At 72.5% G+C, this 21,826-nt stretch carries 25 protein-coding genes; 17 read left to right on the forward strand and 8 right to left on the reverse strand.

Going from position 1 to position 21,826, the window contains the following annotated elements:
• Window positions 1-49: 49 nt before the first annotated feature.
• Window positions 50-523 carry a hypothetical protein gene (locus NYO98_RS11310; protein ID WP_268111789.1) on the forward strand — a complete coding sequence of 158 codons (474 nt, stop codon included), beginning with the start codon at window positions 50-52 and terminating at the stop codon, window positions 521-523.
• Window positions 524-532: 9 nt separating this feature from the next.
• Here NYO98_RS11310 and NYO98_RS11315 read toward each other — a convergent pair whose 3' ends face one another.
• The gene (locus tag NYO98_RS11315; RefSeq protein WP_268111790.1) at window positions 533-1,360 is read right to left on the reverse strand and encodes an oxidoreductase; all 828 of its coding nucleotides are present in this window, start codon (window positions 1,358-1,360) and stop codon (window positions 533-535) included.
• 22 nt (window positions 1,361-1,382) lie between these two features.
• On the opposite strand from NYO98_RS11315, the gene NYO98_RS11320 reads away from it, so the two are divergent.
• From NYO98_RS11320 to NYO98_RS11355, 8 genes are all read left to right on the forward strand, one after another.
• Window positions 1,383-2,561, forward strand: a complete 1,179-nt coding sequence (locus NYO98_RS11320) for a serine hydrolase domain-containing protein (protein WP_268111791.1) — start codon at window positions 1,383-1,385, stop codon at window positions 2,559-2,561.
• Entirely contained in the window at window positions 2,554-2,793 is a 240-nt protein-coding gene (locus NYO98_RS11325) for a hypothetical protein (RefSeq protein WP_268111792.1), read from the forward strand. Before NYO98_RS11320 ends, NYO98_RS11325 begins: the two co-directional genes overlap by 8 nt.
• A 4-nt stretch (window positions 2,794-2,797) precedes the next feature.
• Window positions 2,798-3,307 (forward strand): mycothiol transferase, encoded by a 510-nt coding sequence (locus tag NYO98_RS11330; protein WP_268111793.1) that lies wholly within the window; start codon window positions 2,798-2,800, stop codon window positions 3,305-3,307.
• A gap of 74 nt (window positions 3,308-3,381) precedes the next feature.
• Window positions 3,382-4,680 (forward strand): ABC transporter substrate-binding protein, encoded by a 1,299-nt coding sequence (locus tag NYO98_RS11335; RefSeq protein WP_268111795.1) that lies wholly within the window; start codon window positions 3,382-3,384, stop codon window positions 4,678-4,680.
• Window positions 4,677-5,573 carry a carbohydrate ABC transporter permease gene (locus tag NYO98_RS11340; protein WP_268111796.1) on the forward strand — a complete coding sequence of 299 codons (897 nt, stop codon included), beginning with the start codon at window positions 4,677-4,679 and terminating at the stop codon, window positions 5,571-5,573. The genes NYO98_RS11335 and NYO98_RS11340 overlap by 4 nt, the downstream gene beginning before the upstream one ends.
• A 7-nt stretch (window positions 5,574-5,580) precedes the next feature.
• Complete coding sequence (locus NYO98_RS11345) at window positions 5,581-6,396, forward strand: carbohydrate ABC transporter permease (protein ID WP_268111797.1); 816 nt, start codon at window positions 5,581-5,583, stop codon at window positions 6,394-6,396.
• Between the two features lie 59 nt (window positions 6,397-6,455).
• On the forward strand, window positions 6,456-6,677 hold the full coding sequence (locus NYO98_RS11350) for a hypothetical protein (protein WP_268111798.1): 222 nt from the start codon (window positions 6,456-6,458) through the stop codon (window positions 6,675-6,677).
• 40 nt (window positions 6,678-6,717) lie between these two features.
• The gene (locus NYO98_RS11355; RefSeq protein WP_268111799.1) at window positions 6,718-8,199 is read left to right on the forward strand and encodes a cryptochrome/photolyase family protein; all 1,482 of its coding nucleotides are present in this window, start codon (window positions 6,718-6,720) and stop codon (window positions 8,197-8,199) included.
• 119 nt (window positions 8,200-8,318) lie between these two features.
• Here NYO98_RS11355 and NYO98_RS11360 read toward each other — a convergent pair whose 3' ends face one another.
• From NYO98_RS11360 to NYO98_RS11370, 3 genes are read right to left on the reverse strand one after another with little or no spacing between them, the layout of a single operon-like run.
• Window positions 8,319-9,050: a matrixin family metalloprotease gene (locus tag NYO98_RS11360; RefSeq protein WP_268111800.1), complete on the reverse strand. Its 732-nt coding sequence runs from the start codon at window positions 9,048-9,050 to the stop codon at window positions 8,319-8,321.
• 55 nt (window positions 9,051-9,105) lie between these two features.
• A complete protein-coding gene (locus NYO98_RS11365) occupies window positions 9,106-9,411 on the reverse strand; it encodes a contact-dependent growth inhibition system immunity protein (RefSeq protein ID WP_268111801.1) in 306 nt (101 codons plus the stop codon).
• A 9-nt stretch (window positions 9,412-9,420) separates the two neighbouring features.
• On the reverse strand, window positions 9,421-10,794 hold the full coding sequence (locus tag NYO98_RS11370; RefSeq protein ID WP_268111802.1) for an RNase A-like domain-containing protein: 1,374 nt from the start codon (window positions 10,792-10,794) through the stop codon (window positions 9,421-9,423).
• Window positions 10,795-10,948: 154 nt separating this feature from the next.
• On the opposite strand from NYO98_RS11370, the gene NYO98_RS11375 reads away from it, so the two are divergent.
• Together NYO98_RS11375 and NYO98_RS11380 are read left to right on the forward strand one after the other, a co-directional pair.
• Window positions 10,949-11,458 carry a hypothetical protein gene (locus tag NYO98_RS11375; RefSeq protein WP_268111804.1) on the forward strand — a complete coding sequence of 170 codons (510 nt, stop codon included), beginning with the start codon at window positions 10,949-10,951 and terminating at the stop codon, window positions 11,456-11,458.
• 33 nt (window positions 11,459-11,491) lie between these two features.
• Window positions 11,492-12,250 (forward strand): MOSC domain-containing protein, encoded by a 759-nt coding sequence (locus NYO98_RS11380; RefSeq protein WP_268111805.1) that lies wholly within the window; start codon window positions 11,492-11,494, stop codon window positions 12,248-12,250.
• Here NYO98_RS11380 and NYO98_RS11385 read toward each other — a convergent pair.
• The 3 genes from NYO98_RS11385 to NYO98_RS11395 form a co-directional block, all read right to left on the reverse strand.
• Window positions 12,240-12,539: a WXG100 family type VII secretion target gene (locus NYO98_RS11385; protein WP_268111806.1), complete on the reverse strand. Its 300-nt coding sequence runs from the start codon at window positions 12,537-12,539 to the stop codon at window positions 12,240-12,242. The two genes, NYO98_RS11380 and NYO98_RS11385, sit on opposite strands and share 11 nt — an antisense overlap.
• On the reverse strand, window positions 12,536-12,865 hold the full coding sequence (locus NYO98_RS11390) for a WXG100 family type VII secretion target (RefSeq protein WP_268111808.1): 330 nt from the start codon (window positions 12,863-12,865) through the stop codon (window positions 12,536-12,538). The genes NYO98_RS11385 and NYO98_RS11390 overlap by 4 nt, the downstream gene beginning before the upstream one ends.
• Before the next feature lie 62 nt (window positions 12,866-12,927).
• A complete protein-coding gene (locus NYO98_RS11395; protein ID WP_268111809.1) occupies window positions 12,928-13,248 on the reverse strand; it encodes a WXG100 family type VII secretion target in 321 nt (106 codons plus the stop codon).
• A 165-nt stretch (window positions 13,249-13,413) separates the two neighbouring features.
• Between NYO98_RS11395 and NYO98_RS11400 the strand changes: the two genes are divergently transcribed.
• Complete coding sequence (locus NYO98_RS11400; RefSeq protein ID WP_268112216.1) at window positions 13,414-14,781, forward strand: GntP family permease; 1,368 nt, start codon at window positions 13,414-13,416, stop codon at window positions 14,779-14,781.
• A complete protein-coding gene (locus tag NYO98_RS11405; RefSeq protein WP_268111810.1) occupies window positions 14,778-15,293 on the forward strand; it encodes a gluconokinase in 516 nt (171 codons plus the stop codon). Before NYO98_RS11400 ends, NYO98_RS11405 begins: the two co-directional genes overlap by 4 nt.
• Window positions 15,294-15,315: 22 nt before the next feature.
• Here the strand turns inward: NYO98_RS11405 and NYO98_RS11410 are convergent, their stop codons facing one another.
• On the reverse strand, window positions 15,316-16,884 hold the full coding sequence (locus NYO98_RS11410; RefSeq protein WP_268111811.1) for a bifunctional NAD(P)/FAD-dependent oxidoreductase/class I SAM-dependent methyltransferase: 1,569 nt from the start codon (window positions 16,882-16,884) through the stop codon (window positions 15,316-15,318).
• 68 nt (window positions 16,885-16,952) lie between these two features.
• On the opposite strand from NYO98_RS11410, the gene NYO98_RS11415 reads away from it, so the two are divergent.
• The 4 genes from NYO98_RS11415 (at window position 16,953) to NYO98_RS11430 (ending at window position 21,817) form a co-directional block, all read left to right on the forward strand.
• Window positions 16,953-17,513 carry a helix-turn-helix domain-containing protein gene (locus NYO98_RS11415; RefSeq protein WP_268111813.1) on the forward strand — a complete coding sequence of 187 codons (561 nt, stop codon included), beginning with the start codon at window positions 16,953-16,955 and terminating at the stop codon, window positions 17,511-17,513.
• 42 nt (window positions 17,514-17,555) lie between these two features.
• A complete protein-coding gene (locus NYO98_RS11420) occupies window positions 17,556-17,768 on the forward strand; it encodes a hypervirulence associated TUDOR domain-containing protein (RefSeq protein ID WP_254182300.1) in 213 nt (70 codons plus the stop codon).
• Window positions 17,769-18,083: 315 nt separating this feature from the next.
• Complete coding sequence (locus NYO98_RS11425) at window positions 18,084-21,383, forward strand: ATP-binding protein (protein ID WP_268111814.1); 3,300 nt, start codon at window positions 18,084-18,086, stop codon at window positions 21,381-21,383.
• Entirely contained in the window at window positions 21,380-21,817 is a 438-nt protein-coding gene (locus NYO98_RS11430) for a roadblock/LC7 domain-containing protein (RefSeq protein WP_268111815.1), read from the forward strand. Before NYO98_RS11425 ends, NYO98_RS11430 begins: the two co-directional genes overlap by 4 nt.
• Window positions 21,818-21,826: the final 9 nt, after the last annotated feature.

Genomic DNA, 21,826 nt, shown 5'->3' on the forward strand with positions numbered 1-21,826 from the left:
CGAATGGGTCCTCGGGCGGCTGGTGCCGAGCGGTGTCGACGACCTCCCCATGTTCGACACCCCGCCGATCGCCGTGCCAGAGGCCGTCGCCCGCGACGTGGCCGGGGGATGGCAACCGTGGACGTGCATCAAGGAGGCGCTCGACGAGGGCACGCTCGTGGAGCGCCACTTCATGCGCGCCGACCACGAGCTGGTGACCGACGTGCTGTCGATCGACCTGCTCCGGATCGGCACGGCGCCCGCCGACCTCGAGCGGGTCACCGCGCAGCTGCGGTCGGGGAGCGACGAGGTCCCGCGGGCGGCCTTCCGCATCCTGCGGCGAGCCGTCGACGGCGGCGTACGACAGTTCGACGCGTCGCACGTCGCGGCGGCGGTCCTCCGGCCGAGCGCCCGGGCCGACGCGCGCAGGATGCTCGTCCGCGAGGGCCAGTACGACGTCTGGGCGCGGTTTGCGGCACTGGTGCACGAGCCCGCGCGTAGCCTGCTCCTCGACCTCGCCGAGGCGGACCGGGCGGCCGGGTGAGGCCGGCGGCTACCGCGTCCCGTAGGCCCGGCTCACGACCTCGTCGAAGACCCGGTCCGGCAGCAGGTCGCGCGAGGTCGTGATGACGCGCGCGCCACGGCCGACCGGGTAGCGCGCGGCGGGCCGCTTGGCGAGGGCGGCCTTGACGATCTTGTCGGCCACCTCCTCGGGGGTGGAGGCGCGCGACGGCTCGTCGAAGCGCTCCATGACGTCGTGCGCGTGCCGGGCGTACGACGCGTAGGGGCCGTCCCCGGACCGCTCGAGCAGCGAGTCGCGGGCGATCTCGTTCCAATCCGTGCGGATCGGGCCGGGCTCGATCAGCACCACCTGGACGCCGAAGGGCCGGAGCTCCATCCGGAGGCTGTCGCTGAAGCCCTCCACGGCGAACTTCGTGGCGTGGTACCAGGCACCGAACGGCTCGTAGAACTTCCCGCCGATCGAGGAGATGTTGATGATCCGGCCGGACCCTTGCGCCCGCATGTGCGGCGTCACGAGCTGGGCGAGGCGGGCCAGGCCGAAGACGTTGACCTCGAACTGCCGGCGCGCCTCGTCGATCGGGACGTCCTCGACGGCGCCGTACGACCCGTAGCCGGCGTTGTTGACCAGGACGTCGATGCGTCCCTGCTCGTCGATGATCCGCTCGATGCCGGCGACCATGGCGGCGTCGTCGGTGACGTCCATCGCGTGGGTGTGCACACCGAGCTCGGCCAGGGCGGCCATCCGGTCGACGCGGCGGGCGACGGCGTGGACGACGAAGCCCTTGGCGAGCAGGGCGCGGGCGGTGCTCTCGCCGATGCCGGACGAGCCACCGGTGACGAGCGCGACGGGGGAGGTCATGGGACGAGCGTACGGTCGGGACGTGGTGGACCTCGAGGAGACGGTGCGACCGTTCGTGGACTCCGGTGACGTCCCGGGCCTCGTCGCCCTCGTGGCGCGGGGTGGGGACGTCGAGGTGGTCACCCTCGGCACCCGGGACTCGGGCGGTGCGCCGATGGCGCGCGACTCGCTGTTCCGCGGGGCGTCGATCACCAAGCCGGTGACGGCCGCGCTGGTCATGACGCTGGTCGAGGACGGCCTCGTCGACCTCGACGCCCCGGTCGCCGACCTGCTCCCCGAGCTCGCGGAGCCGCGGGTGCTGCGCACGCTCGGGTCCCCGCTGGACGACACGGTCGCGTGCGACCGGCCGATCACCGCGCGGCACCTGCTCACCGGGACGGCGGGCCACGGCTTCTGCACCTGGGAGTCGGAGGTGACGCCGCTGCTGACGCAGCAGCTGCACCAGGCGGCCGACGACGTCCACGAGGTCCCCGCGCCGGACGAGTGGATGCGCCGGCTCTCGACGATCCCGCTGATGCACCAGCCGGGCGACGGCTGGACCTACAACGCCTCCTACGACGTGCTGGGCATCCTCTGCGCCCGTGCGGCCGGGCAGGATCTCGCCGACGTGATGACCGAGCGGCTGCTCGCCCCGCTCGGCATGGTGGACACCGGCTTCCACGTGCCCGCCGACGAGGTGGACCGGCTCACCACGATGTACGGCGACGACGACGGCGAGCTGGTCGTGCGCGACGAGCCGGACGGGTTCTTCACCCGCCCGCCGGCCTTCCCCTCGGGGTCGGGCGGGCTGGTCACCACCGCGGACGACTGGCTCGCCTTCGGCCGCATGCTGGTCGCCGGCGGGGGTGACGTGCTGAGCGCCGCGTCGGTGCGGCAGATGACGACCGACCACACGACGGCGCGGCACCGCGAGATGGGTGGCTTCTTCCTCGACGGCCAGGGATGGGGGTTCGGCGGCGGCGTCGACACGGAGCTCATCGACCCGTGGAACGTCGTCGGCCGCTACGGCTGGGTCGGCGGCACCGGCACGTCGGCGTACGTCCACCCCAACGGCACCGTGGCGGTCCTCCTGACCCAGGTGGTCCTCGGCTCGCCCGGCATCGAGGAGCTGCTGAAGGCGTTCTGGACGGCGACCCCGTCAGCACACCCCGTTGGACGGTTGTCCCCACCACGCGGCTCACTACGGTGGTCGCATGACTGACGAGGTGAAGCAGGCAGCGATCGAGGCCGCGCAGCGAGTGGTCGACGAGGTCTCCTCCTGGCAGTACAGCGCCGAGGACAGCACCATCGCCGACCAGCTCGACGAGGGCCTGGCCAAGGCGCAGGTGGCGTTGAGCGACGACGAGCGCACCCGCATCCTCGCGGAGATCGACGGCATGAAGGACGAGCAGTCCTCCGCTCCGCAGGTCAGGTCCGCGGCGCCGGCGGAGTGACGCCGTGGACGTGCGTGGGCTGCTGACCGAGGGCTTCGGCCGGATCACCGAGCTGTACGCCGGCCTCGTGGAGGACCTCGACGACGAGGCGCTCCACCACCGTCCGGGCGGCACGGGCAACCCGATCGGGTGGCTGCTGTGGCACCTGGCGCGGGTGCAGGACGACCACGTGGCCGACCTCGCGGGGCAGCCGCAGGTCTGGGAGCGGTTCCAGGACCGCTTCGGCCTGCCGAACGGCACCGACGACATCGGCTACGGCCACACGAGCGAGCAGGTCGACGCGCTGCGGATCGAGGACCCGGCGCTGCTCGCCGACTACCACCACGAGGTCACGCTCGCGACCGCTCGCTACCTGCAGACCGTCGACGAGGCGGAGCTCGAGCGCGAGGTCGACCAGCGGTGGGACCCGCCGGTCACGGCCGGCGTACGACTGGTGAGCATCCAGGGCGACTGCCTGCAGCACCTGGGTCAGGCTGCATATGTGAAGGGACTTCTCGGGTCACGCACGCCCTGAGGGGGGCGGTGTCGAGGCCATCCCTAACCCGACTAACCTAGTCGAGTTAGTTATCAAGGCCGAAAGGATTCGTCATGCCCTCCTCACACCGTCCGATCACCGTCGACCGCCGCGGATTCCTGGGGTTGGTGGGGGCCGCGGGTCTCTCCTACGCCGCCACCTCCTGCGCCGGTCCCGGCTCGACCTCCGGCGGCGGTGGCGCCGCTCCGACAGGCGGGTCCGCGACCGACACGATCTCCTTCGCCCACTGGCGCGCCGAGGACCAGCAGGTCTTCGACAAGATCATCGCGGGCTTCGTCGATGGCAACGCCGACGCCGGCGTCAAGCAGGACATCTCGCCGTCCCAGGACTACCAGTCCAGCGCGATCCAGCGCCTTCGTGGCGGCGAGGTGGGCGACGCGTTCACCGCCTTCCGCGGCGCGCAGTTCGAGGACATGGTCTCGGCCGGCCTCTTCGCCGAGCTCACCGACCAGGACTTCACGTCCGGCTACAGCGAGCGCTTCACCCCGGTCGGCCAGAAGGACGGCACGCAGTACGGCCTGCCCTACCAGGTGGTCTTCCTCCAGCCGATCTACAACGTCGACCTCTTCGAGAAGGCCGGCGTCTCCGAGCTCCCCAAGGACTGGGACGGCTTCCTCGCCCTGTGCGAGCAGCTCCGGTCGGCCGACGTCACGCCGATCGCGTGGCCCGGCGGCGACGCGGGCAACGCCGCGCAGCTGTTCAACTCGATGACCATGAACAACGCCCCGTCCGACGACTTCGGCACGAAGATCGAGGCCGGGGAGTACAAGTGCACCGACGACTGGTTCCTCAAGACGCTGGGCCAGTACGCCGAGCTCGCGCCGTACATGCAGAAGAACGCCTCCGGCAGCGCGCCCGAGCCGCTGCAGCAGCTGTTCAACGAGCAGAAGGCCGGGATGCTGGCCACCGGCAGCTACCACATCGCGGCCACCCGGGCCCTGGGCGCGGAGTTCGCGATGGACATCCTCGCTCCGATCACCACGACCGCCGACGAGGCGCGCTACGAGGGCGTGCACAACGCGACGTTCATCCTCGGCGTCAACAGCAGCTCGGACAAGCAGGAGACCGCGGTCGCCTGGCTCGAGCACCTGTCCGACCCCGAGGTCGCGGGCGAGTACGCCAACGGCACGGCGCAGCACGTGACCGTCGACGGCGTGGAGTACACCAACGCCGACCTCAAGCGCATCGAGCCGTGGCTGTCGAAGAACACGGCCCTCGCCCCGCGCTACCAGTTCCTCGACCTCGACGTCGAGGCCGCGGTCGAGGCCGCGTGCGTCGCGGTCGTCGGCGGGCAGTCGCCCGAGCAGGCCGCCGAGGAGGCCCAGAAGATCGTCGACGAGCAGATCGGATGACGAAGCTGACCGGACCGGGACGTCCCCACCCGGCCCTCTACCTCTTCCCCCTGCCCGCGGTCGTCCTCTACGTCGTCTTCTTCGTCATCCCGACGGTGCAGGCGGTGCAGTACGCCACGACCGACTGGGACGGCTTCACCCCCGACTACGAGAGCGTCGGCGCCGACAACCTCGTCAAGCTGGCGACCGGCGGCGACTCGCTGTTCACCAACGCGCTGACGAACAACCTCACGTTCCTGCTGGTCGTCGTGGTGCTGCAGACGCTGCTGTCGCTGGGGCTGGCGCTGATGCTGCTGCGCAACAGCAAGGTGTCGGTCTTCGTGCGCTCGGTCTACTTCCTGCCCGCGATCCTGTCGTCGGTGTCGGTGGCCTTCATCTGGCGCTTCATCTACGACCCCAACGTCGGGCCGATCAACCAGGCGCTGGGCGCGGTGGGCCTCGAGTCCCTGCAGTCGGGCTTCCTCGGCGACCCGGACCAGGCGATCTACTGGGTCGCGATGACGCAGGTCTGGGCGCACGCGGGCCAGCTGATGGTCATCTTCATCGCCGGCCTGCAGCAGATCCCCGAGGACCTCTACGAGGCCGCCCGGCTCGACGGCGCCGGGCGCTGGCAGCAGTTCCGTCACGTCACCTGGCCGCTGGTCGCGCCGACCACCGCGATCGTCGTCGCCTACACGACGATCCAGTCGTTCAAGGCCTTCGACCTGATCCTCGGTCTCGGCGGCAACCCGCCGCGCGGGTCGCTCGACATCCTGTCCACCCGCATCTACACGACCTTCACCAACTCCGAGTTCGGCTACGCCGCGGCGCAGTCGCTCCTCTTCATGGCGATCATCCTCGCCGTGACGGTCCTGCAGCGGCGCGCGCTCGCACTCACCCAGCGGGGAGCGTGAGGACGCCATGACCGCCACCGTCAGCCGCCGGTTGCTCCTCACCGGCTACACGCTGCTCATCCTGATGCCGCTGTCGCTCGTGCTCACCGGCAGCTTCAAGAGCACGCCCGAGCTCTTCGACTCGCCGTTCGGCCTGCCCGACTCGCTCGGCCTCGACAACTACCGCACCGTGCTGGGCGAACAGGCGATGTCGACCGCGCTGCGCAACAGTGCGCTCGTCGCGGCCGGCGGGGTGACCCTCACGCTGGTGCTGGCGATCCTGGCGGCGTACGGCATCGCACGCATCCCGGGGTGGCGGGGCTGGGTGATCCACGGCTTCCTCGTGCTCGGGATGGCCGTGCCGGCCCAGGCCAACATGATCCCGCAGTACGTCCTCTTCGACCAGCTCGGCCTGCTCAACAGCCTGGTCGGCCTGGTGCTGATCGAGACCGTGGTCTGCCTGCCCGTCGCGGTCTTCATCCTCGCCGGGTTCATGCGCACGCTGCCGCCCGAGCTCTACGAGGCGTCCGCCCTGGACGGGGCCGGCCCGTGGCGCACGCTCCAGTCGATCGTGCTGCCGCTGTCGCTGCCGCCCATCGCCGCCACCGCGATCTTCCTCGTGGTGATCCAGTGGAACGACCTGCTCTACCCGCTGCTGTTCATCCAGACGCCGGAGAAGCGGACGCTCCCCCTCGCGCTGCTCGACTTCCAGGGCGAGTTCCTCACCAACTACCCGCTGCTCTTCACCGGGGTGATCGTCGCCTCCACGCCGCTGGTGATCGCCTACGTCTTCCTCCAGCGCTACTTCGTCGCGGGGCTGACCGCGGGCTCCGTGCGAGGTTGAGGAGGACGGATCTCGGTCCGATGCCCCATCCGTCGCCCAGGAGGCGCATACTTGGGTGGATGACCACTCCGCGCGGCCCCCGGCCGAAGCACCTCTCCAGCAGTCCGTTCAAGCCCGCCGTGGAGCCGGTGGTCGAGGTGTTCGAGGTCGGCGACCGCGTCACCCACGACCTCTACGGCCTCGGTCAGGTGTCCCACGTCGACAGCCACGCCGTGACCGTCGACTTCGGGTCGAAGGCGGTGCGGATCACGCCGCCGTACCCCAAGCTGCACCACCTCTGAGGCCGTGCCGCCCGTCGGCGCGCCTGCCTAGGCTGGCCGGATGACGACGCGGTGGCTCTTCGGCGACCAGCTCGGGCCGCACTTCGTCGACGACCATCGCGGGCCGCTGCTGATGGTCGAGTCGACCGGCGTGTTCCGGCGTCGGCGCTTCCACCGGGCCAAGGCGCACCTCGTGCTGAGCGCGATGCGCCACCGGGCCGCCGAGCTCGGTGACCGGCTGACCTACGTGCAGGCCGAGACGTACGCCGAGGTGGTGCGCCCGCTCGCCTCCGCCGGCGACGTCGAGGTCGTCCACCCGACGTCGTACGCCGCGCTGGGGCTCGTCGAGCGGCTCGGCTGCACGGTCCTGCCACCTCGCGGCTTCGCGACCGCGCGGGAGGACTTCGAGCGCTGGGCCGAGGGGCGCCGCGGCAAGCGGCTGCTGATGGAGGACTTCTACCGGCGGGCGCGCCAGGCGCACGGCGTGCTCCTCGACGGCGGCGAGCCGGCCGGGGGTCAGTGGAACTTCGACCACGAGAACCGCCAGCCGCCACCGAAGGGCGCCGACACCCTGGGGGTCACCGAGCCGTGGTGGCCCGGCGAGGACGACATCGACGCGCAGGTGCGCGAGGACCTCGACCGCTGGGAGCGCGACGGCGAGGTGTCGTTCATCGGGCGCGACGGGCCGCGGATCTTCCCGGCGACCCGACGTCAGGCGCTGCGGGCGCTCGACCACTTCGTGGAGCACCGGCTGCCGGAGTTCGGGGCGCACGAGGACGCGATCCTCGAGGGTGACCCGTGGATGGCGCACAGCCTGGTCAGCGCGCCGATGAACCTCGGCCTGCTCGACCCGCTCGAGGTGGTCGAGCGCGCGGAGGAGGCCTACCGCAGCGGCGCGGCGCCGATCGAGAGCGTCGAGGGGTTCGTCCGCCAGGTCATCGGGTGGCGCGACTACGTCTGGCACGTCTACTGGCACATGGGTGACGGCTACCGTCGCGAGAACGCGCTGGCCGCGCGGCAGCGGATCCCGCAGTGGTTCGCCGAGCTCGACGGCGACGCCACCGACGCGCGCTGCCTGTCCCACACCCTCGACCGGGTCGCGGAGCACGGGTGGGTGCACCACATCCCGCGGCTGATGGTGCTGGGGTCGTACGCCCTGCAGCGCGGGTGGGCGCCGGCGCAGGTGACGGACTGGTTCCACCGGGCGTTCGTCGACGGTTACGACTGGGTGATGGTGCCCAACATCGTCGGGATGTCGCAGCACGCCGACGGCGGCCAGATGATGACGAAGCCCTACACGTCGGGCGGCGCCTACATCAACACGATGAGCGACCACTGCGGATCGTGCCGCTTCGACCCCAAGGTGCGGGTGGGGGAGGACGCGTGCCCGTTCAGCGCGGGCTACTGGTGGTTCCTCGACCGGCACCGCGAGCGGTTCGAGGGCAACCACCGGATGTCGCGCGCGGTGCGCGGGCTCGACCGGCTCAAGGACCTCGCCGAGCTCGTCGAGCAGGAGGACGCTCGCGGCAACCGGGCGCCCTGAGGCGTTCGCACGTGCACCATGACGGCAGTTGGCGGCCCGCGGCGGCTGATTGAGCGTGGAATGGGAGGCCGCATGCGCGAACTGCCTTCATGGTGCACGCAGCCCGACCTACGAGTGGTTCAGCGGCAGGGGAGCGAACCGAGGCGGGCGAGACCCTCGCGGTCCCCGGGTCCGAGCTCGACCTGCCCGGTGTTGTCGGCGTACATCAGCTCCATCGGTTCGCTGACGTGTCCGAGCCCGACGACGTGCGCCACCTCGTGCAGCACGATCGCCTCCATCACTCGCGGCTGCTGCGCGACGGTCGTGGCGGTGAAGGCCTCGACGTCGAGGACGATGCCTCCGCTGACGTAGCGCAGCCGGCCGCCGCTGCCGCTCTCGGCGACGCCTCCGCCCACGCCGGCGACCTGTCCGGCGAGGTCCGGGTACTCCCCGGCGTCGGCCCACCCGATGACCACCGGGTCAGGGCGACCGAAGAGCTGCACCCCGCCGGGGAACGGGCGGTCGTCGGTCTCGCCCTCGTCCTCGAACGCCAGCCCGGTCGCGGCACTCGCGCGGTCCAGTGCCCTGCGGACCAGCTCGGCCCCGCCGGGCGGCTCGCCGGCCGGGTTGATCTCGTAGCGGATGGGCTCGCACGGGTCCCACCCGACCGGCTCGTCGCTGTCCGGCTGCGTCATCGCCCACGTGAACGTCCCGCCCTGCCGTACGACGCTCGGCGCGGGCAGCGGCCGCTCGGCCCCCAGCCCCACCGCGCGCCGGACGGGGTCGAGCTGCTCGGCCGGGTGCCACACCACGACCGCAGCCAGCATCGCGGCAGTGGCTGCGAGCGTCACGGTCGTCGCGGAGCGGGGCACCGGGACAGTGTGGCTCTCAGACGCGCCTGCGCGCGGTGGATCGAGGAAGCTGAGATCAGTTGGCCCGGCTCAGGGACTGTGCTCCCGCCGATGCGCTGCGCAGGCGGTCGCGGAGCTGCACCAGCCAGGCGCGGTCCCCCAGGTCCGAGACGAACGTGCAGCCCAGGGCGCGAAGGCGCTCGTCCAGCGCGCGATCGTCCAGCGGCTCGTCGAGGAGCGCCTGCAGGCCGACGACGGCACCCGCCACGCGGTCGGGGGACCGGTGAGCGAAGTCGTCCACGGCTTCTTCCCACGAGCCGTACTCGTACTCGTCCCACGCCTCGTAGAAGTAGGCGCTGAAGAGGTGCGTGAGGTCGTCCACGTGATCGTCCTAGTCGGGATACGCCGTGAGCAGCTGCCAGCCCGAGGCGTTCTTGCTCGGGATGAGCACCACTCTCACAGCCGTTGCTTCCACCATTGTGCCGTCACCGAGTGCGATCGTGCCCGTGCGCTCGTCCAGATCGCTCCGAAGTACGAGCTTGTCGGAGCCTCCGGCCCGGCGCCAGGCTTCGATCTCGGCCTCGAACCGGGTCAAGACCCTCTCGATGCAGCGTTCCGCATGTGCCTGGTCGACGAAGGAAGAAGCCTGCCGTCGTCCGGTGCTCTCCAAGCGTTGCAGCAGCTCGTCGGCCGACTTGCCGACGTGGCGTTCCAGGGTGTGCCCCGGTGGGACCTCATGTTCTCTGAGCCAACCCCGTCGCCGCGGCAGCCACCCACCCGGGTGCCTGATCGTCCCGGACTCACCCCGCGCCGGGACCCGGAGGAACTTCTCCAGCCTCGTCCGGACGGCGGACAGCTCGTCCGCGGCCCGCTCGAGCCTCGTGGCCGCGGTGGCCACGCCGGCACGCAGGGTGACCAGGAGTGCGTAGAAACGCGGTGCCACGGACCGTACGCGCGCTGCCGCGGCCGCGCCCGCGGCACCGCCGGCGAGCCCGCCGGAGATGCCGGCGGCGATCACCGAGATCACGGCGCCCTCCACGATCATCCGCGCGACCTCGCCGAGCAGCGCTCGGGTCCGGTCGTGTGCGGCCTCCACGGCGGAGGCGTACTCGTCGCACGCCGTCGCGAGGCTCGACAGCTGCCACGCGGTGTCGCCGACCAGGGTCGTGAGCTCGGCGAGCGCGTCGACCGCGAGGGGGACCTCGGGGGAGCGCTGCGCCTCGAGGAGGGTGACGGCGACGTCGACGTAGTCCGCGAGCCGTGACGTCGAGGCAGCGGCCTGCCGCCACGCGTCGGCCGCGACGTGCAGGGCGGCGACGTCCGCCCCCGGCCAGACGAACCCCTCGACCTGGTCGAGGATCCACGCGTCGACCACGCCGAGGGACGGCTCGTCGGCGCCGATGCTCGACGGCACCGTCGGCGGCACGATCCGCATGAACGCGCCGTCGTCGCCCCCGGCTGCCTCGTCGTACGACCGGCCGGCGGCCGCGGCCTCGGCGCGCACATGGTTGGCGCCGGTGGCGGCGAGGAGACGCCCGGCACCGGTGAAGGCGTGGGTCAGGTCGGCCAACGCCGCCGCCGCCTCCCGGGCGGTCGTGTCGTACGCCGACGAGAAGTCGGCGCTCGTCGCGTCGTCGCCGGCCATGCCGGAGGTGCCTGCGAGCCGCGAGCCGAGGGACTGCGTCAGCAGGGCCGCGACCTGGTTCGCCGTCAGGCAGGCGTCCGCCGCCCGGCTGAAACCGCTGCACTCCACCGTGATCCGCACGCCGTCCACCCTTGTCGAGCCGCACCGCGCGGCGACAGGGGGCGCGACGGATCTGTGGATGCACCTCCCGTCCTCCACAGATGTCGAGGCCGGCGTTTCCAGCGGCACCGGACGGGCACGGAACGTCGTATACCCGAACCGACGAGGAGGACGCATGGCGCTCGACCCACGCTTCATCGGCTGCATCCGGATCCAACCGGCCCTCAACGACGCCGAGTGCGACTTCCTCCTCGACGTCCTCGACTCCGACGGCACGCTGCGCGGCACGCCGACGGGTCGCGGCGACACGGACGTGCCGTTCGCCCGTCTCGCGTGGGAGCCGTGCCCCGACGGCTGCTGCCTGCAGTGGAACCCCCACCTCGAGGACCCGAGGTGGATGGTCGAGTCGCTCCGGTTCGTCGTCGACCACCTGCTGCGTCCGGGCGCGAAGGGACAGGGCCACCCGAGGCTGGCCGGCTTCACCTTCGACCACGAGGCCTCCGGCGTCGTGGTGGGCCGCGGGCACGGCGACCGCACGACCCGGATGGTCACCGTCGAGGGCAACGGGGTCTCCGGGTCGGTGGTGCGGACCGCGGGCGAGGACGAGACGGCGAGGCCGCAGCCAGCGCGGTCCCACGGCGGCCGGTTCGCGAACGTCATCGAGCTCCGCCCGCGCCGCGCCTGAGCCCGTGCGCCGGAGCCGTGGAACCATGGCCGCATGCTGGCCGAGCTCGTCGTACGCCAGGCCGGGTTCGCGCCGGTCAAGGGCATGCGGCACCTCGCACTCGACGCGGTCGAGCTCGACGCGCAGGGTGCTCGGGGTGACCGGTCCCACTGCCTGGTCGACGTCGACGCGGCTCGCGTCCTCAGGACGGTGCAGCACCCGGCGCTGGTCGGTGTCGTCGCGCGGGTGGACGGGGACGTCGTGTCCCTCACGCTGCCGACCGGGGAGGCCGTCTCGGCGCCGGCCGTGCGGAACGGCCGGACGATCACCTGCGACTACTGGGGGCGGCCCGTCGCCCTCGAGCTCACCGACGGCCCGCACGCCGCGCTCCTCTCCGACTGGCTGGGTCGGCCCGTGCGGCTCGCCGCCGCGCCACGCGGCGGGGTGGTGTTCGCCGACCCGGTCACCGTCGTCGGCACGGCGTCGCTGCGTGAGCTGGCGCGACGTACGGGCCACGAGGCACTCACCCGGCAGGCGGCGCGCCTGCGGTCGACGCTGGTCGTCGAGACCGACATGCCCTTCGTCGAGGACACCTGGGCGGGCCGCGACGTGGTGGTGGGGGAGGCCACCGTCCGCATCGGCGGTCCGATCCCACGCTGTGCCGTCGTCGACCACCACCCGGAGACGGGCACGAAGGACGTCCGGTTGCTGAAGGCGCTGGTGCGGGAGCGACCCACCAACCGGGCGGGTGAGCCGATGCTCGGGGTCTACGCCACGTGCACGCGGCCCGGTCGGGTCGCCGTCAGCCGCTGACCTGTCGCCAGAGCGCCAGGTTGGCGTCGACGGCCGACGAGTAGTGGTCGTCGGCCGCGGCGACGATCCGCCGCAGCGCCGCGAGCGAGGTGACCATCTCCGCGCACCCGTCGCGCCACGAGTCGTACGACGACGCCTGCGCGTCGCCCGCCCGACCGAGCCAGTCGTCCTGCAGCCGGTCCTGTGCGTGGTCGATGTCCACCGCGAGGCCGAGGAGGTCGCGCTGGCAGGCCGCGAGCTGCGCCACGGCGAGCCGGAGCTCGGCGAGGTCGACGTCGTAGGCCGTCACGGCAGCCTCCCGCCCAGGCGACCGCTGAGGTGGTCGCCGGCGACGGCACGCCGGTCGTCGGCCCTCACGACGTCGGACGCCGCGGCGGGAAGCGTGTCGACGGCCGCGCCCAGGTCGCCGATAACCCTGGCCGACGCGCTGCTCCACACCTCCCACTGCTCCTGGAAGGCGGATGCCGCGTCGCCGCGCCACGCGGCGAGCAGGCCGTCCACCGCGGACGTCGCCGCCCGGCGGCGCGCCTCGAGGTCGGAGAGCCGGTCGGCGAGCGAGGCCGTGGCCGCCGCGTGGGCGACCGGGTCGAGCTGCAGGGTTCCCGAGATGATCATGGTCCGATCGTCGTCGCCGGCGGGCACCCGGCGGCACCCCGCGGGACCGATCTGTGGAGAACTCAGTGCTCCACCTCGCGCCGGTCGACCTGGCGCGGCACCGTCGGCCGGTGCCCCTGGTCCGCGAGCTCCTCCCGCGCGAGCTCCAGCTCGCCCACGAGGGCCGTCAGCGCGTCGATGGCGTCGCGGGCGGCGTCGTCCCACTCCTGCCAGCCCGAGCGCTGGTGGCGGGCGGTGCCGCCCCGCCAGGCCACGACGAGGGCGTCGATGCTCGCCTCGGCGGCCCGCCGGCGGGCGTCGACCTCGGCGATGCGGGCGGCCGCGAACGAGGAGACCACCGCGCGGCCCGTGCGGTCGTGCTGGAGGTGGCCGGAGATGATCATGGAGGGCCCGTACCCCGTCCTCGGGCGGCTCCACACCTGCTTGACGAGATCTGGAGACAATCGAGAGCGCTCCTTTCCCCGCGGAGCGCCCGAGGCCGACGGTGGGCGAGGTCCTAGGGTGGAGCGACCCCACTCGCCCATCTCGGAGGCTCCCCCGTGGACACCATGACCCCCGTCTACGCCTCGGCGACGCTGCTGATCATCGCCGCGCTCGCCGTCGCCGTCCTGCTCGTCCTGATCATCGTGCTGCGCATGCACGCCTTCGTGGCGCTGGTCCTCGTCAGCTTCGGCACCGCGGTCGCGGCCGGTGTCCCCGTCGCGGACGTCCCGACGGTGGCGATAGCCGCCTTCGGCAGCACGCTCGGCACGGTGGCGCTGCTCGTCGGGCTGGGTGTGATGATCGGCCGCCTGCTCGAGGTGACGGGCGGAGCCCAGGTGCTCGCGGACACCCTCGTGAGCCGGTTCGGCGAGAAGCGGGCGCCCCTGGCGCTGGGCATCGCCGCGCTCCTGTTCGGGCTGCCGATCTTCTTCGACGCCGGGCTCGTGGTCTTCCTCCCGATCATCTTCTCGGTCGCCAAGCGCTTCGGCGGCTCCGTCCTGATGTACGCCCTCCCGGCCGCGGGCGCGTTCGCCGCGATGCACGCCATCGTCCCGCCGCACCCCGGGCCGGTCACCGCGGCCACCGAGATCGACGGCAGCATCGGGCTCACGCTGCTCGTCGGTGTCGTCGTGGCCGTCGTCGCCTGGTTCGCCGGGGTCTATGCCGTCACCCTCTCGTGGCTCGGCAAGATCTACGTCCCCATCGACGACTCGGTGCTCACTGGCGGCCGCGAGGCCGACACGGAGAACCCCCCGGCGTTCGCGCACGTGCTCGGCATCCTGCTCCTCCCGCTCGTGCTCATCGGGGCCAACACGATCCTCACGACCCTGCGGGCCAACGGGACCATCGCCGAGGAGGGTGCCTGGGCCGACGTCCTGGTCTTCGTGGGCCAGACGCCGGTGGCCCTGCTCATCGCCCTGCTCGTCGCCACCTACACCCTGGCCGTCCGTCGCTACTCGCGAGGCGAGGTCGAGTCGCTCCTCAACGACTCGCTCGGCCCCATCTGCGCGATCATCCTCATCACCGGCGCCGGCGGCATGTTCGGCGGCGTGCTCCGCTACAGCGGCATCGGCGACGCGCTGTCGGACTCGCTCGCGGACCTCGGCCTGCCGCTCATCGTGAGCGCCTTCGTGATCGCCACCATCCTGCGGGTGGCCCAGGGGTCCGCGACCGTCGCGCTGACGACCACCGCGGGACTGATCTCCGCGGGCGTCGCCGCGGCCGACCCGACCGACCTCCAACGCGTCGCCCTCGTGCTCGCGATCGCGGCCGGTGCGACCGTGCTGTCGCACGTCAACGACTCGGGCTTCTGGCTGGTCGGCCGGTTCTTCGGGATGGACGTGAAGACGACGCTGCGGACCTGGACGGTCATGGAGACCACGCTCGGCGTGAGCATCTTCGTGCTCTCCCTCGGACTGTGGGCCGTGGGATGACGCCTCCCGGCTCGCCCCTCCACCTCGTCTTCATGGGCGTCTCCGGCTCGGGGAAGTCGACCGTCGCGCGGGCGGTGCAGGAACGGCTGGGCTGGGAGCTCGCCGAGGGCGACGACTTCCACCCGCCCGAGAACGTCGCCAAGATGAGCCAGGGCATCCCGCTCACCGATGCCGACCGCTGGGGGTGGCTGGAGTCGCTCGCGGAGTGGACCGCCGAGCGCGATGCCCGCGGCGAGCCCACGCTGATGGCCTGCAGCGCCCTGCGCAAGACCTACCGCGACGTGCTGAGGCGAGGGGGAGTAGGCACGTTCTTCGTGCACTGCACCGGAGACAAGCACATGCTGCTGGCGCGGATGAACGCCCGCGACCACTTCATGCCGCCGAGCCTGCTGGAGTCCCAGCTCGACACCCTCGAGCCGCTCCAGCCCGACGAGCACGGGATGGACGTCGATCCGGCGCTGCCGGTCGACCGCCTGGCCGCGATGGTGCTCGCCCGGCTCGACCTGCCCTGACCGCGCTGCCGCGTCGGCCGCCTCAGGACACGCGCCGCGCCCGCAGCACCGCGTCGGCGATGTCGACGTCCTCGCCCGTCTCGGGGTGGGCCTGCGTCCTGGGCCGCGACTCGCACACCTCGACCTCCCACGCGTCGTCGAGTGCCGGCAGCAGCTGGTCGGCGGTGTGCATGAACGAGTGGTGCCCGTGCCGGAGCCCGGTGTGAACGTCGCTCGGCGCGTGGCCCACCACGAGCAGCGTGCCGCCGGGTGCGACCGCGGCCGCGAGGCGTCGTACGACATCGACCATGCCGCCGTCGGGGAGGTGCACGAAGTGCGAGGTGACGAGGTCCCACGTCTCGCCGTCCGGCTCGAAGGTGCGTACGTCGATGCGCCGCGTCTCGACGCGGTCGCCGAGGCCGGCCTCCGCGGCGTGCTCCGCGACCCGCGCCAGCGCTGCGTCGGCGAAGTCGCACGCCGTCACCTGCCAACCGTTCCGCGCCAGCCACAGGGCGTCGCCGCCCTCGCCCGCCCCGACGTCGAGCGCGCGGCCCGGCGCCAGCCCGGCGGCCTCGGCCTCGAGCTGGACGTTGACGCGCCCGCTCCACACGCGGTCGCCGGAGTAGCGCTCCTCCCACGCCGGCTGCTCGAAGAAGTCGTCGCGCAGGGACTGCACGGCCTTCCTGGCGTCGGCGTCGGCGAGAGCGGCGTTGATCCAGGCGCCGACCCGGTTGCCGTGGGCAGCGGAGGCCATGAGCGTCATCGCGATGTCGGTCGCGTTGCCGGCGGCGAAGACGCCCGGCACCACGGTCGCGCCGGTGGGCTCGACCGCGATGACGGAGCCGAGGACGGCGCCCGCCATCTCGAACGGCGTCGGCTCGATCCCGAGCGGACCGAGGAAGTCGGCTCGCACGTGGGGCTTCGTCGCGACGACGATCGCGTCCCGCTCGAGGACCGTGCCGTCGGCCAGTCGCAGCCCGACCAGTGCGTCGCCGTCGGTCACGACCTCCTGCGGCGTTCCGTGGGCGAACCGCACCCCGATGGCGCCCAGCTTCTCGGCCTCCTCGTCGGGCAGGTCGACGCCGTCGTGCACGACCACGACCACGTCGTCGGAGAGCTGCCGGAAGAGCATGGCCTGGTGCCCGGCCATCGGGGTGGTCGCGAGCACGGCGATCGCCTGGTCGCGCACCTCCCAGCCGTGGCAGTAGGGACAGTGCAGGACGTCGCCGCCCCACCGCTCGGCCAGGCCCGGCACGTCGGGGAGCTCGTCGACGACGCCACCGGTGACCAGCACCCGGCGCGCGCCGTACCTCCGCCCGCCCTCCGTGGTGACCAGGAAGTGGTCGGCCTCGCCGGACAGGCCGACCACCCGGTCGGTGACCACGTCGACGCCGTACTGCCTCACCTCGGCGCGGCCGGTGGCGAGCAGCTCCAGCGGGGAGACGCCCTCGCGCCCCAGGTAGTTGTGGGCGTGGGCGGCGGGGGCGTTGCGGGGCTCGCGCGCGTCGATGACGAGCACCGAGCGCTTCGACCTGCCCAACGCCATCGCGCCGCTCAGGCCGGCCGCGCCACCACCGATGACCACCACGTCGTACGTCTTGTTCTCACTCATGACACCGAGCATGCAGACACCACGGCGATATTGACAAACATTCTTGCTGGAGTGGCAAACTGGGTCGGATGGACGACGAAGGAGTGCTGCGCGCCGTGGGCCCGCGGCTGCGGCAGCTGCGGCTCGAGCGGGAGGCGACCCTCACCGACCTCGCCGAGGAGACCGGCATCTCGGTGAGCACCCTGTCGCGGCTGGAGTCGGGGCAGCGCAAGCCGACCCTCGAGCTCCTGCTGCCGCTCGCCCGTGCCCACCGCGTCGCCCTCGACGAGCTCGTCGACGCGCCCGAGACCGGCGACCCGCGCATCCGGTCCAAGCCGGTCGTGCGCCACGGACGCACCTTCATCTCCCTCACCCGTCGTCCGGGAGGGCTGCAGTCCTTCAAGATGGTCATGCCGGTCGAGAAGGACCCGCGCCCGACGCTGCAGACCCACGAGGGCTACGAGTGGCTCTACGTCCTCAGCGGCAAGGTCCGGCTTGTGCTCGGCAGCCGCGACCTCGTCCTCGAGCCGGGGGAGGTCGCCGAGTTCGACACCCGCACGCCCCACTGGATCGGCAACCCCGGCCCGACGCCCGCGGAGGTGCTGGCGATCTTCGGCCCGCAGGGCGAGCGGATGCACGTCCGATCCTGAGGGGTGGGCCGCGGCGTGGCGCGCGATGGCACGCTCGGACGCATGGCGATCCGCACCGGCACGACCGTGAAGTGGAAGTGGGGCTCCTCCTGGGCCGAGGGCACCGTGAAGGAGGTCCACCACGAGGAGGTCTCCCGCACGACCAAGGGCGAGAAGGTGACGCGCAAGGGCAGCGACGACGACCCGGCGTACGTCATCGAGCAGGAGGACGGCACCACCGTCCTCAAGCTCCAGAGCGAGGTCGAGCGGGCCTGACCCACCTGCGCGCGGCCGGCCTTCTCGTCCGACGCCCCGTTGCCGGCGCGCGGCGCTGACACGACGGCCTGGACCCGGGAGCAGACCGGCTCGCGACCCTGCGACCGTTCCTTACACCGCCTCGACCCCAGTTCTGTGAAAACGCCACGGAATGTCGCCGAACTCCTTAAGTTGAGCCTGCGCCGCTCCGAGCGGCGCGTTCTCGGCTTTCGACGTAGTCGCTCACCCAAACGCGAGGCACACATGACTCAGGATGCAGCCCAGGCCCGGACGGGCGCGGGTCTCTCGGTCGCCGGTTGGCCATTGGGCCGGAAGATGGCCCTGGCTCTGGCGATCCCGCTGCTGCTCGCGGCCGTGCTCGGTGGCCTGCGCGTCGCCGGCGACTACGGCGACTCGCGCCAGGCCGCGCGGAGCGCCCAGCAGGTGACGATCATCCAGCCCGCGGTGGACTACCTCACTGCCTCCGAGGCCGCGATGGTGGCCGCGCAGTCCGACAGCGCCGCCAGCCAGGGCGACCTCATCGACGCCATCAGCGACATCTCCACCAACGCCGAGACCTTGGTCCAGGCCCGCGACGAGGCCGACCTCGACGAGCTGCAGACCGCCCACGTCAACGCGCTGCTCGACCTGAGCCAGGCGATGCGCGGGGAGGGCGCCGAGACCCTCGGCCCCGCCACCTGGATCGCCCTCGTGCGCCAGCTCGAGTCCAGCGTCTCCCAGCTCATCACCACCGTGAACGCCGCCCAGGAGACGCCCGAGCCCCGCCTCGAGCAGCTCTCCCAGGCCATGAGCGGCCGCCTGTCCCTCGCCCTCCAGCAGGGCCTCCTCGCGACCACGCTGTCGCAGTCCAGCTCGCAGGAGCTCTTCTCGGAGATCGGCGTGGAGGCGGCTGCTATCGACCGTCTCGCCGGGTCGGTGGAGGGCGCGGACGAGCAGACCGCCCTCCTGCGCCAGCAGAACACCCGCCATGCCGGGCAGATCCGCGACGACGCCGCGACCGACCTCGACGGCCGCGACGCCTACACGCCCTACGACGAGATCACCGAGACCCTCGTCACCGGTGTGACCGAGACCCTCGACGACGCGGCCGGTGCGGCCCAGCGCAACGCCTTCGTCGGCGCCGTGCTCACGCTCCTCGCGCTCGCCGCGGCGATCGCGCTCGCCTTCTTCATCGCCCGCAGCCTCCTCGGCCCGATCGGCAAGGTCCGCGACGGCGCCCTCGCGGTGGCGCGCCACCGCCTGCCCGACGCCGTCGCCCGGATCCGCGCCGGCCAGGAGCCGGAGCCGATCAAGACGATCGACGTCCACACCAACGAGGAGATCGGCCAGGTCGCGCGAGCGGTCGACGACCTCCACCGCCAGGCCATCCACCTCGCCTCCGGTGAGGCCCAGCTCCGCCAGACCGTCAACGCGATGTTCGTGACGCTTTCGCGCCGCTCGACCTCGCTGGTCAACCAGCAGCTCGCCCAGATCGAGCGTCTGGAGCACGACGAGGAGGACCCGAAGCGCCTCGAGTCGCTGTTCCGCCTCGACCACCTCGCCTCGCGCATGCGCCGTACGGCCGACTCCCTGCTGATCCTGGCCGACGCCCCGAACCGCGCCGCCGGCCAGTTCAGCCTCACCGTCGGCGAGGCACTGCAGGCCGCGACCTCCGGTGTGCAGGACTACCAGCGCGTGCAGATCCTCTCCAACCTCAACACCCGCGTCGGTGACGAGGCGGCGGCCGACGTCGTCCACCTGCTCACCGAGCTGGTCGACAACGCGCTCAGCTTCTCCCCGCCCGCCGAGCCGGTGCGCCTCGCCGCCAAGCAGGGCCCCGAGGGCGTGACCATCACGATCACCGACTCCGGTCTCGGCGTGCCGCCGGCCGAGCTCGAGCAGCTCAACAAGGACCTCCAGCACGGTGCCGAGGCCACGCCCGACACCGCCCGCCGCATGGGCCTGTTCGTGGTCTCCCGCCTCGCCGAGCGCCACGACATCCACGCCCACCTGGCCCGCAACCCCGGTGGCGGCATGACGGCCAGCGTCCTGCTCCCGCCGTCGGTCCTCCCCGACGTGCCGCAGTCCGGGGCGCCCGTCGCCCCGGCCGCCGCCGAGGCCACCACGGCCGCGGCCGCGGCCGACGCCGAGCTCGTCGGCGCCGGGTCCGCCCCGGTCGTCTCCAAGCGTGAGGCCCGCAACCGGGCCCGCGCCGAGAAGGCCGAGGCCAAGGCCGCCGAGCGCGCCGCCGCCAGTGAGGCGAAGGCGAAGGCCAAGGCCGCCAAGGCGGAGGCCGAGCTGGAGCCGGCTCCGGCCACGACGGGTACGACGACCGCCACGGACGACGCGTCCGACGTGTCCGACGCCGCTCCCGCAGCGTCCACGGCTGCCGCCCCCTCGTCGTCGGAGCCGACCCCCGACCGTCCGCCGCTCGGCAGCCTCCTGCCGCGCCGCGACCCCGGCGCCAACATGCCCCGCACCGGAGCCGACGCCTTCCTGCCGCCGGAGACGTCCACGGCGACCGGCCCGCTCTTCGGCAAGCGCGCCGACACCGACGCCCCCGCCGCGTCGAGCGCCGGCGCCGAGGGTCCCGCTGCGGAGCGCGCCGAGAAGGTCGCCCGCGTCGTACCCATCACCGCCCTGGCCTCGCGCCAGCGGGCCCAGGCCGAGCAGGAGGCGCGCAGCGCCGAGGTCGCTGCCGAGCAGCCGGCCGAGGTCGCCGCCGAGGTCGCCGCCGAGACCCCCGCCGAGGAGCCGACCGAGCAGCCCGCTGAGGCCACGGTGACCGAGCAGCCCGCCGAGCAGCCCGTTGAGCAGCCCGCCCGGGCCCACGACCCGCTCTCCGACCCGCTCTCCGACCCGCTGTCCGACCCGCTGCCCGCCGACGCCTTCGACGAGCCCCGGTCCGCCGAGCAGCCCGAGCCCGCCGCCGAGGTCGAGCCCGAGCCCGCCGAGACGGAGCCGGCACCCGAGGTCGAGGCGCGTGACGAGGTCGAGGTCGACGCCGACGACCCGCTCGGCCTCGACACCCCGACCCGCCCGGTCGAGCCCGCGCCGGTCGTCGAGCCCGACCCGGAGCCGGTCAGCGAGGTCGCCGCCGAGCCGGTCGCCGACCCCGAGCCCCGCACCGAGGTGCGCCAGGAGCCCGAGCTCGAGCCGGTGCCGTCGTACGACGCCGCCGCCCTGCTCACCGACGGCCACGGTCTCAACGGCACGAACGGACACGGCACCAACGGCTCCAACGGCCACGGGTCCAACGGCTCCAACGGCCTCTCGCACCACGGGGCCGAGCCGGCCCGCGCGGGCGGCGAGTCGCCGATCTTCAAGTCGATGCGCTCCGGCTGGCTCGCCGGCGAGGGCAAGGGCGAGTGGCACGAGACCGAGGTCGACCGTGGCTGGGAGATCGCGGAGCACGTCGCCGAGCCGGCGCCGGTCGTCGACTCCACGCCGGTCGGACTCCCGCGACGCGCGCCCGGGGAGCGGCTCGTCCCCGGTAGCGTGACCCCGCCCACGGCAGCCAAGACGCGCGACCCCGAAGCGATCCGCCGCCGTCTCCAGGCTCACACCGCGGGGGTCTCCCGCGGTCGACGAGCAGCCCAGAGTTCCACCCAGCACACGGAAGCAGGCCCCGCATGACTCACGACACCTCCGCCGCCCCCGTTGCCAGCTCGACCGGCGACGACCGAGACCTCGACTGGGTGATGTCGCGCTTCGTCGACGACGTACCCGACGCAGCGCACGCGATCCTCGTGTCCGCCGACGGTCTCCTCATGGCCTCGAGCACCAGCATCCCGGGCGAGCGCGCCGAGCAGGTCGCGGCCGTCTCCTCCGGTCTGGCCAGCCTCGCGGTCGGCGCCGCCCGCCTCTTCGAGGGCGGTTCGGTGATGCAGACCATCGTCGAGATGGAGATGGGCTTCCTCATGCTCATGAGCGTCGGTGACGGGTCGAACCTCACCGTGCTGACGACCGAGGAGGCCGACATCGGCCAGGTGGGCTACGAGATGGCCCTGCTGGTGGACCGCGTGGGACGTACCGTCGAGGCCCAGGCCCGCGTCGGTACGAGCGGCTGACCGGACCCG

The organism is Nocardioides pini, from assembly GCF_026712185.1.
In the GTDB taxonomy this organism is placed as follows: domain Bacteria; phylum Actinomycetota; class Actinomycetes; order Propionibacteriales; family Nocardioidaceae; genus Nocardioides; species Nocardioides pini.